Source organism: Stenotrophomonas ginsengisoli (assembly GCF_001431485.1).
In the GTDB taxonomy this organism is placed as follows: Bacteria; Pseudomonadota; Gammaproteobacteria; order Xanthomonadales; family Xanthomonadaceae; genus Stenotrophomonas; species Stenotrophomonas ginsengisoli.
The window spans coordinates 181,107-190,105 of sequence record NZ_LDJM01000007.1 but is presented as its reverse complement, the minus strand read 5'-3'; the positions used below and the strand labels follow the sequence as shown (position 1 = coordinate 190,105).

At 65.9% G+C, this 8,999-nt stretch carries 8 protein-coding genes; 2 read left to right on the top strand and 6 right to left on the bottom strand.

All coding sequences use genetic code 11. The annotated features are described in order from the left end of the window. Positions 1–372: 372 nt before the first annotated feature. The 5 genes from mtnC to ABB30_RS02890 all read right to left on the bottom strand — a co-directional run bounded on the left by mtnC (position 373) and on the right by ABB30_RS02890 (position 5,267). Positions 373–1,074 carry an acireductone synthase gene (mtnC, locus tag ABB30_RS02910; RefSeq protein WP_057636800.1) on the bottom strand — a complete coding sequence of 234 codons (702 nt, stop codon included), beginning with the start codon at positions 1,072–1,074 and terminating at the stop codon, positions 373–375. Positions 1,075–1,122: 48 nt separating this feature from the next. Then, positions 1,123–1,677 (bottom strand): 1,2-dihydroxy-3-keto-5-methylthiopentene dioxygenase, encoded by a 555-nt coding sequence (locus tag ABB30_RS02905; protein ID WP_057636799.1) that lies wholly within the window; start codon positions 1,675–1,677, stop codon positions 1,123–1,125. 64 nt (positions 1,678–1,741) lie between these two features. Continuing rightward, positions 1,742–2,389, bottom strand: a complete 648-nt coding sequence (locus ABB30_RS02900; RefSeq protein ID WP_057636798.1) for a methylthioribulose 1-phosphate dehydratase — start codon at positions 2,387–2,389, stop codon at positions 1,742–1,744. A 10-nt stretch (positions 2,390–2,399) separates the two neighbouring features. Next, positions 2,400–3,719, bottom strand: a complete 1,320-nt coding sequence (locus ABB30_RS02895) for an amino acid permease (protein WP_057636797.1) — start codon at positions 3,717–3,719, stop codon at positions 2,400–2,402. A gap of 63 nt (positions 3,720–3,782) precedes the next feature. After that, positions 3,783–5,267 (bottom strand): amino acid permease, encoded by a 1,485-nt coding sequence (locus ABB30_RS02890; RefSeq protein ID WP_057636796.1) that lies wholly within the window; start codon positions 5,265–5,267, stop codon positions 3,783–3,785. Positions 5,268–5,410: 143 nt separating this feature from the next. On the opposite strand from ABB30_RS02890, the gene ABB30_RS02885 reads away from it, so the two are divergent. Continuing rightward, positions 5,411–5,974, top strand: a complete 564-nt coding sequence (locus tag ABB30_RS02885) for an NUDIX hydrolase (protein WP_057636813.1) — start codon at positions 5,411–5,413, stop codon at positions 5,972–5,974. 184 nt (positions 5,975–6,158) lie between these two features. Here the strand turns inward: ABB30_RS02885 and serA are convergent, their stop codons facing one another. Beyond that, positions 6,159–7,400, bottom strand: a complete 1,242-nt coding sequence (serA, locus tag ABB30_RS02880) for a phosphoglycerate dehydrogenase (RefSeq protein ID WP_057636795.1) — start codon at positions 7,398–7,400, stop codon at positions 6,159–6,161. Positions 7,401–7,602: 202 nt separating this feature from the next. Between serA and ABB30_RS02875 the strand changes: the two genes are divergently transcribed. Continuing rightward, positions 7,603–8,991, top strand: a complete 1,389-nt coding sequence (locus tag ABB30_RS02875) for an FAD-binding oxidoreductase (protein WP_057636794.1) — start codon at positions 7,603–7,605, stop codon at positions 8,989–8,991. Positions 8,992–8,999 lie beyond the last annotated feature (8 nt).

The following is an 8,999-nucleotide window of genomic DNA, read 5'->3' as shown; positions in this document are numbered from 1 at the left end:
AGTACTTCACATAGGTGATCGTTGCATATATCTTATTGTTAGTGCTCAGCGTACGCTCATGTGTATCGCATTGCTTATCGTCGCCAGCGTCAGATGTTTGTAAGAGCCAGACGCCATGAAGCGTGACAATACCCCTTGGCAGAGCGTGCCTATGGCTGCCTGATCAAGACAGTTGACTCCTACAGAAGCGACCGGGCACGAATCGGCTTGCGGCTGATCGCGAGGCGGTGGGGGCTGTAGGAGCGCCTCAAGGCGCGACCGGTGACCGTCGATCAGCCGGGCCTGATCGCGGCCTGGGCCGCTCCTGCAGAAATGGCCGGGTACCAATCAGCCTGCGGCAGCGGTGGCGGGCCACCGCTGCGCATGGGGTGCTCAGAGGTTGATCTGGCTGAAGTCGGTGACCCGGGTGTGGCCGTTGGCGGCCTCGCCGTCGCGCGGGGTCGGGTAGTCGTCCAGTCGGTCCAGCAGCACGGTCTTCAGGCCGGCCTGGCGGGCGGCATCGAGTTCTTCGACCACGTCGGAAAGGAACACGATGCTGCCGGCTTCCGCGCCGATGGCGGCGGTGATGCGGCGGTAGCTGTCGGCCTCGCGCTTGCCGCCCACTTCGGTGTCGAAGTTGCCACTGAACAGGGCATTGAGGTCACCGCCATCGGAATAGCCGAAGAACAGCTTCTGCGCCGGCACCGAGCCGGAGGAATACACGTACAGCGGCAGTCCGGCAGCATGCCAGCGGTGCAGCACGTCGGCCACTTCCGGGTACAGGTGGGCGGTGTAGTCGCCGTTGCGGTAGCCGGCCTCCCAGATCATCCCCTGCAATGCCTTCAGCGCGGTGTGCTTGCGGTCGGCATCGATCCAGCCCTGCAGGGTTTCCACGATCAGGGCATCGTCACAGGCGCTGGCTGCGATTTCAGTGGCCACCGCATCCAGCCACTGGCGCACGCCCGGCTCCTGGCCACGCTGGGCGACAAACCCCGGCAGGGCGGCACGTGCGTAGGGAAACAGCACGTTCTTGACGAAGGAGATCGAGGAGGTGGTGCCCTCGATGTCGGTGAGGATGATGCGCGGTGCGGTCATGGCGTTTCCGTAGAGCAGGCAGGCCGGCGCGGACGCCGGCGCGGACGATCAGGCAGCGCTGGGCTGGTAGCGCGGGAATTCCTGGGCGATGGTGGTGCCGGTGAAGTGGCCGACCCAGCCGTCCGGAGCGGTGAAGAAGCGGATCGCGGCGAAGTTGGGGTATTCGCCCATGTCAAACCAGTGGGTGACACCGTCGGGCACCGAGATCAGGTCGTCCTTGACGCACTCCACCTCGTAGACCTTGTCTTCCACGTGCAAGGTGAACAGGCCGGAGCCGGCGACGAAGAAGCGCACCTCGTCTTCCTTGTGGTAGTGCTCGTCCAGGAACTTGGCGCGGATCTCGGCCCGGTTCGGGTTGTCCGGGGCGATGGAGGCCACGTCCACGCTCTGGAAGCCGTGCTCGGCCACCAGGCGGTCGATGTCCTCGCGGTAGGCGGCAAACACTTCGTCCTGGCTGGCGCCCGGGGCAACCGGATGCTTGGCCTGCCAGCGTTCGAAATGCACGCCGATGGCCTTCAGCGCGGTGGCAATGGCAGCACCGTCGGTGGTTTCCATCACCACGGTGGACGGGTCGGTGTCGTTGAAGATGCGCAGACGGCTCATGGCGTTCTCAAATCACGTGGGTGGGGGAGGCGCGGCAGCGAGCGGGCTGCCGCGCAGGTGCCGCTTACAGGGCGGCGCGCAGCTTGGTCAGTTCCAGCTCGCAGTGGAGCAGGAACTCGAAGGCTTCCAGGTGGCGGCGGGCTTGCGCCATGTCCTGGCCCCAGGCATACAGGCCATGGCCGTCGATCAGGTAGCCCCACAGCGGGCCGGCATCCAGTGCGGCTTCGACCTGGGCGGCGAGGATGTCCATGTCCTGGGTATTGGGAAACACCGGCAGGTCGATGGACAGCTCGTGGGTGGTGTTGCCGTGCAGGGCCTTGAGCAGCTCGTAGCCTTCCAGGCGGATGTGGCCCTGCGCAGCGAACAGGCGCGAAGCGATGGTCTGCACCGGCGAGTGGGTGTGCAGCACGCAGCCGATGTCCGGGAAGCGGGCATACAGCTGGGTGTGCAGCAGGGTCTCGGCCGAGGGGCGCAGCGGGCGGCCAACGGCCTGGCCGTGGAAGTCCACCACCATGATGTCGTCTTCGACCAGGCGGCCCTTGTCCTTGCCGGACACGGTGATCGCGCAATGCGCATCGTCCAGGCGGTGGGAGAAGTTGCTGCTGGTGGCCGGGGTCCAGCCGGCACGGGCGAGCTCGGCAATGTTGGTGATCAACAGATCGGCCAGCACCGACAGGCGCTGGGCGTCATAAGGCAGGGGAGGCTGGTTCATGCGCGCAATTCTAACGCGAGCCGGCCGCCGAGCGCTTCTTGTCTATCGCGATGAATACGAAAAGCAGCACCAGCACCAGCACCACCGCACCGAGCACGATCTTGAACGAGGCCGAGCCCAGCAGCAGGGCGCAGGCAATCAGCGCGCCGATGCCGAGCAGGCGCTCGCGCGGCCGCGGGCGGTGGCCGGCGCTGCCCTTGAGCAGGACCAAGCCGGCCGCGCCGTAGGTGACCACGATCAGGGTGACCACCATCTCGATCAGCACTTCGAACTGGCCGGAGACAGTCGGGGCGAGGGTGGCGATGGTCAGCGCGCTCATCGCCAGGGCGACGATGAACAGACCCCAGGTGGCCGCACCCTTGGCGCTCTGGCGGCCGAAGATGGCCGGCAGGAAGCCGCGCTGGGCGGCGCGCGCGCCGGATTCACCGGTGACCAGCATCCAGCCGCCCAGGGTGCCGGTGGCCTTCAGCGCCGCCGCCACGGCGATCACCGGGATGGCCCAGGCGCCGAACATCTGCCCGGCGACCAGGGCGAACGGGGCCGAGGAGGCGGCAATCTGCGCGGCCGGCACGATGCCCATCATCAGCACCGAGGAAATCAGGTAGACCACACCGGCAATGGCGATGCCGCCCAGGGTGGCGATGGGCACGTTGCGGTCCGGGTTGCGCACCACACCGGCCACCATCGCACCGGTCTCCAGACCGACAAAGGCCCAGAACACCGGGGCCAGCGAGGCGAATACCACGCTGCCGTCGCTGCTGCCGGAGACATTCCAGGACAGGCGATAGACCTCGGTATCAAAGTGCAGCCAGCCGGCGCTCAGGATCACCGCCACCGGCAGCAGGCCGAACACCACGCAGAAGGACTGGAAGCGGGCAATCGGCCGTGGGCCGAGCAGGTTCAGGGCGAACATGGCCCAGATCAGGGCCAGCTGGCCGCCGAGGCGGGCCATCGAGTTGCCCTCGTCAAAGGGCAGCACCACCATCAGGTAACCGAAGGCGGCCACGGCAATGGCGTTGTTGCCGATCCACGACTGCACCCAGTACAGGAAGGTGGCCAGGAAGGAGGCGTTGCGGCCCAGCGACGGGCCGATGTAGTCGTCCTGGGCTTCCAGGTCCGGATGGCGGCGGGCCAGCTGGGCAAACGCGGCGCCGAGCATCATCGCCAGCGCGGTACCCAGCAGCCAGGCCAGGGCGGTGACACCACCGGACTTGGCCAGAGTGGCCGGCAGCAGGAAGAAACCGGAGCCGATCATGTTGTTGGCCACCACGAAGGTGGCCAGCAGGGGGCCGATCTTGGCCGGGGTGGCAAGCGGGGATGCGTTGGACATCGGGCAACCGGTCGTTGAGGGTGGAAACAGACCACCCCGGGATCAACCGGGGTGGTGGGTCAATCATGCCTTGTCAGCGCTTGCCTTGTTCAGGCGGCTGTTGCGGATGCCGTAGCCGAAGTAGATCAGCTGGCCCAGGATGGTCCAGCCGACGAACACCTGCCAGTGCTCCAGGAACGCCTGCCAGAACAGGAACAGGCAGGCGGCCGCACCGAGCAGGCTGACCAGCCAGATGGCCGGCACGCGGAACGGACGCGGCAGTTCCGGCTTGGTATGGCGCAGCACCAGCACGCTGATGCAGACCGTGGCGAAGGCCAGCAGGGTGCCCATCGAGACCAGCTCGCCGAGCACGTTCAGCGGCAGCAGGCCGGCCAGCAGGCAGGCGATGATGCCGACGATGATGGTGCCGATGTGCGGGGTGCGGTACTTGGGATGGACGCGGCCGAAGATCTTCGGCATCAGGCCGTCGCGGCTCATGGTGTAGAAGATGCGCGGCTGGGCCATCAGCATCACCAGGATCACCGAGGACAGGCCGGCAATCGCGCCGATCTCCACAAAGGTCTTCAGCCAGGCCAGGTCGGTATAGGTTTCCAGCGCGGTGGCCACCGGCTTGGCGGTGCCCAGCTGGGTGTAGTGCAGCATGCCGGTGAGCACGGCGCAGACGATGATGTAGATCACCGTGCACACGGCCAGCGAGCCGAGGATGCCGATCGGCATGTCGCGCTGCGGATTCTTGGCCTCGCCGGCGGCGGTGGAGACCGCATCAAAGCCGATGTAGGCGAAGAACACGATCGAGGCGGCGCGGAAGATGCCGTCCCAGCCGAACTGGCCCGGGCCGGTGTTTTCCGGAATGAACGGGGTCCAGTTGGCCGGGTCCACATGCTGGATGCCGAAACCGATGAACAGGGCAATCACCGCGACCTTGATCGCCACGATGACCGCATTGACGAAGCTGGACTGGGTGATGCCGCGGTAGCACAGGGCGGTGATCGCCGCCACGATCAGCACCGCCGGCAGGTTGATCACCGCACCGGAAGCGGAGAAGGCGCCGTCCTTCCAGGCCAGTGGTGCTTCGGCCAGCTGGGCGGGGAAGGGCAGGCCCAGGGTCGAGGTGAGGAAACTGACCAGATACGCCGACCAGCCCACCGCCACCGAGGAGGAGGCAAACAGGTACTCCAGCACCAGGCACCAGCCGATGAACCAGGCCAAGCCCTCGCCCAGGGTGGCGTAGGTGTAGGAGTAGGCACTGCCGGAGACCGGCAGCATCGCCGAGAACTCGGCATAGCACAGGCCGGCAAAGGCACAGGCAATGCCGGCCAGGACGAAGGACAGCATGATCGCCGGGCCGGCGTGGTTGGCCGCGGCCTGGCCGGTGATGACGAAGATGCCGGCGCCGATCACCGCGCCCATGCCCAGCAGGATCAGGTGGCGCGCGGTCAGGGTCCTTTTCAGGCTGACCTCGCCATCCAGGCTGCCCTCGAAAGGTTCGCCGCCATCGACATGGCCGGCGGGCGCAACCGGTTTGACCCGTAACAAGGACTTGAACATGCGTGTACTTCCTGAGGATGGGCCGTTCCAATCAGATGACTGGAGCGTGAATGTCCGAAGGTGCCAAAACTGGCCGTTGCTGGCAAGCCAATGAAGTCATGGTTGGTGATAATGCCGGCCTGCCATTGCCCGAGTACTGCCTGATGTCCGTGTGTCCTTCCTCGCTGCGCGCCCAGCTGCTGGCCCATGCGCAGGCTGATCCCACCCAGGGCGCGCTGGCGCAGGACTTCATTGCCCTGCTTGATGACGCGGCCGATCCGTTCGTGCGCGCGCGCCTGGCCGGGCATTTCACCGGCAGCGCCTGGCTGGTCAGCGCCGATGGCCGGCGCGCGCTGCTGATGCACCACCGCAAGCTGGATCGCTGGTTGCAGCCCGGCGGCCATGCCGATGGCGAGCACGACCTGGCCGCGGTGGCGCTGAAGGAGGCGGCCGAGGAGTCCGGCCTGGAGCAGCTGCATCTGGAGGACGGACAGATCTTCGACCTGGACCGGCACTGGATTCCCGAGCGCGGCGAGGTGCCCGGGCATTGGCACTATGACGTGCGTTACGTGGTACGCAACGCCGGCAGCGAGGCGTTCGTGATCAACCCCGAATCACTGGCCCTGGCCTGGCGGCAGGTGGCCGACATTGCCAACGACCCGGCCAGCGACGCCTCCCTGGCCCGTATGGCCCGGCGATGGCTTGAGAGCCAGGAACGAGTGGGGTGAAGCGAGCAACGAGGAACGAGTGAGATGAAGCGAGTAACGAGTGGGTAGTAACGAGTAACGAGTGCAGGCGCTGGCTCCTCACTCGTTTCTCTTTTCTCTCAACTCGTTCCTGGCTTCTAACGAGTGCAGGCACTGGCCCCTCACTCGTTCCTCTTTCCTCTCAACTCGTTGCTCGCTTCACGTCTCAGTAGAGAACGCGGGTACGCAGGGTGCCTTCGATGGCAGCCAGTTCCTCGCGGATCTGTGCGCCCTGGTTTTCGTCCACCGAGATGTCGATCACCACGTAGCCGACCTTGGGGTCGGTGCGCAGGAACTGGCCGTCGATGTTGACGTTGTGGCGGGAGAACACATCGTTGATGCGCGACAGCACGCCCGGCACGTTGCGGTGGATGTGCAGCAGGCGCAGCGCGCTGGGGTGCTCGGGCAGGGTGACTTCGGGGAAGTTCACCGCCGACAGGGTCGAGCCGTTGTCCGAATAACGCACCAGCTTGGCGGCGACCTCGATGCCGATGTTGTCCTGTGCTTCCAGGGTCGAACCGCCCACGTGCGGGGTCAGGATGACGTTGTCATGGCGGGTCAGCGGCGAGGTGAAGATATCGCCATTGCCCTTGGGTTCGACCGGGAACACGTCCACCGCCGCACCGCCGATGTGGCCAGATTCCAGCGCGGCATCCAGCGCATCGATGTCCACCACGGTACCGCGCGAGGCGTTGATCAGGTGGGCGCCGGGCTTCATCCGGGCCAGCTGGGCGGCCCCGATCAGATCCTGGGTGGCAGTGGTTTCCGGCACATGCAGGGTGACGATGTCGGCGCGTACCAGCAGGTCATCCAGGCCGAAGGCCGGCTGCGCATTGCCCAGCGCCAGCTTGGTCTCGATGTCGTGGTAGATCACCTGCATGCCCAGGGCTTCGGCCATCACGCCGACCTGGGTGCCGATATGGCCGTAGCCGATGATGCCCAAGGTCTTGCCGCGCACCTCGTGGCTGCCGGCGGCCGACTTGGACCAGCCACCGCGGTGGCACTGGGCGTTCTTGGCCGGCACACCACGGGCCAGCATGATGGTCTCGGCAATCACCAGCTCGGCCACCGAGCGGGTGTTGGAGTAAGGCGCGTTGAACACCGGAATGCCGGCCAGCTGCGCCGCTTCCAGGTCCACCTGGTTGGTGCCGATGCAGAAACAGCCGACCGCGATCAGGCGCTTGGCGTGGGCCAGCACCTCGGCGCTGAGCTGGGTGCGCGAACGGATGCCGACGATATGGGCTTCGGCAATGCGCGCGATCAGCTCGTCCTCGGGCAGGGCCTTGGAGTGGACCTCGATCTGGCTGTAGCCGGCGGCCTGGAAGGTGTCGATCGCCGACTGGCTGACCCCCTCAAGCAGCAGAACGTGGATGCCTTGCTTCGGGTAGGAGGTCTTTTTCGGTGACATGGCGCAGTACAGGACATCAGGCCGGGAAGGCCTTCAGTGTGCCAGAACTGGCGCGCGGTTGTGCACTGCGCAAAACCTACATGCCACTGCTTCAGTGCCTGTTGTGGCAATGGTTTCGCCTGTATCCAAAACCTTGCGCACTGGACGGGCCGGCGCGGCGCTGGCAGGCTTGCCGGCTACCTCCATTGTTGCTGTGGTTGTCATGTCCGATCCGCGCCTTGCCTCGCTGTCAGCTGCACTTCCCGACCTGCGCTTGAAGACCGAGGCCGCCGAGCTGGAGTTCTACGGACGTGACTGGACCCGGCGCTGGACCCCGGCACCGCTGGCCATTGCCCTGCCGGGCACGCTGGCCGAAGTGCAGGCGGTGATGGCCTGGGCCCATGCCAATGACATCGCCGTGGTGCCTTCGGGCGGGCGTACCGGCCTGTCCGGTGGCGCGGTGGCAGCCAGGGGCGAGCTGGTGCTGAGCCTGGAGCGGATGAACAAGGTCATCGATTTTGACCGTGTCGACCGCCTGATGACGGTGCAGGCCGGCATGGCCCTGGAGGCGGTGCACAACGCCGCCGCCGAGCATGGCCTGATCTACCCGGTGGATTTTGCCGCGCGGGGTTCCTGCTCGATTGGCGGCAACATCGCCACCAATGCCGGTGGCATCCGCGTCATCCGCTACGGCAACACCCGCGAGTGGATTGCCGGCCTCACCGTGGTCACCGCCAGCGGCGAGCTGCTGCAGCTCAACCGCGGCCTGGTCAAGAATTCCTCCGGCTATGACCTGCGCCAGCTGATGATTGCCTCCGAAGGCACCCTGGGGGTGATCGTCGAGGCCACCCTGAAGCTGACCGACCCGCCGCCGCCGACCAATGTGATGCTGCTGGCCCTGCCCAGCTTCGATGTGCTGATGGAGGTGTTTGCCGCCTTCCGTGAGCGCCTGCAGCTGGAGGCCTTCGAGTTCTTCACCGATCTGGCGATCAAGCACACCACCGCCCATGGTGCGGTCAACCCGTTTGCCGAGGTCTACCCGTATTACGTGGTCACCGAATATGCCGCCGGCGACGAGGTGGCCGAAGCGGCGGCGATGGCCGCGTTCGAATTCTGCGCCGAGCAGGGCTGGGTGCTGGACGGGGTGATCAGCGCCTCGGTCGAGCAGGCCCAGCAGATCTGGCGCCTGCGCGAAGGAATCACCGAAGCGGTGGCGCGCTATACCCCGTACAAGAACGATGTGGCCGTGCGCATCTCGCGCATGCCGGCTTTCCTGGCCCGCTGCCAGGAACTGATCGGCGGGGCCTACCCGCACTTTGAAGTGGTCTGGTTCGGCCATATCGGTGACGGCAACCTGCACATCAACGTGCTCAAGCCCGAGGGCATGGGCCAGGACGAATTCGTCGCCCAGTGCGAGCAGGTGACCAAGCTGCTGGCCCAGGTGCTGACCGAGTTCGATGGCTCCATTTCGGCTGAACACGGTATCGGCCTGGTCAAGAAGGCCTATCTGGGCAGCACCCGCGGCGCGGTCGAGATTGCGATGATGCAGGCGGTCAAGCGTGCGCTGGATCCCAAAGGCCTGCTCAACCCGGGCAAGGTATTCGACGCTTGAGTCCGGCG

Excerpts from the sequence above, each read along its gene's own strand:
- ABB30_RS02905 (WP_057636799.1), bottom strand. The coding sequence starts at position 1,677 with ATGAGCCGTCTGCGCATCTTCAACGACACCGACCCGTCCACCGTGGTG.
- ABB30_RS02885 (WP_057636813.1), top strand. The coding sequence starts at position 5,411 with ATGTCCGTGTGTCCTTCCTCGCTGCGCGCCCAGCTGCTGGCCCATGCG.
- mtnC (WP_057636800.1), bottom strand. The coding sequence starts at position 1,074 with ATGACCGCACCGCGCATCATCCTCACCGACATCGAGGGCACCACCTCC.
- ABB30_RS02875 (WP_057636794.1), top strand. The coding sequence starts at position 7,603 with ATGTCCGATCCGCGCCTTGCCTCGCTGTCAGCTGCACTTCCCGACCTG.
- ABB30_RS02895 (WP_057636797.1), bottom strand. The coding sequence starts at position 3,719 with ATGTCCAACGCATCCCCGCTTGCCACCCCGGCCAAGATCGGCCCCCTG.
- ABB30_RS02900 (WP_057636798.1), bottom strand. The coding sequence starts at position 2,389 with ATGAACCAGCCTCCCCTGCCTTATGACGCCCAGCGCCTGTCGGTGCTG.
- serA (WP_057636795.1), bottom strand. The coding sequence starts at position 7,400 with ATGTCACCGAAAAAGACCTCCTACCCGAAGCAAGGCATCCACGTTCTG.
- ABB30_RS02890 (WP_057636796.1), bottom strand. The coding sequence starts at position 5,267 with ATGTTCAAGTCCTTGTTACGGGTCAAACCGGTTGCGCCCGCCGGCCAT.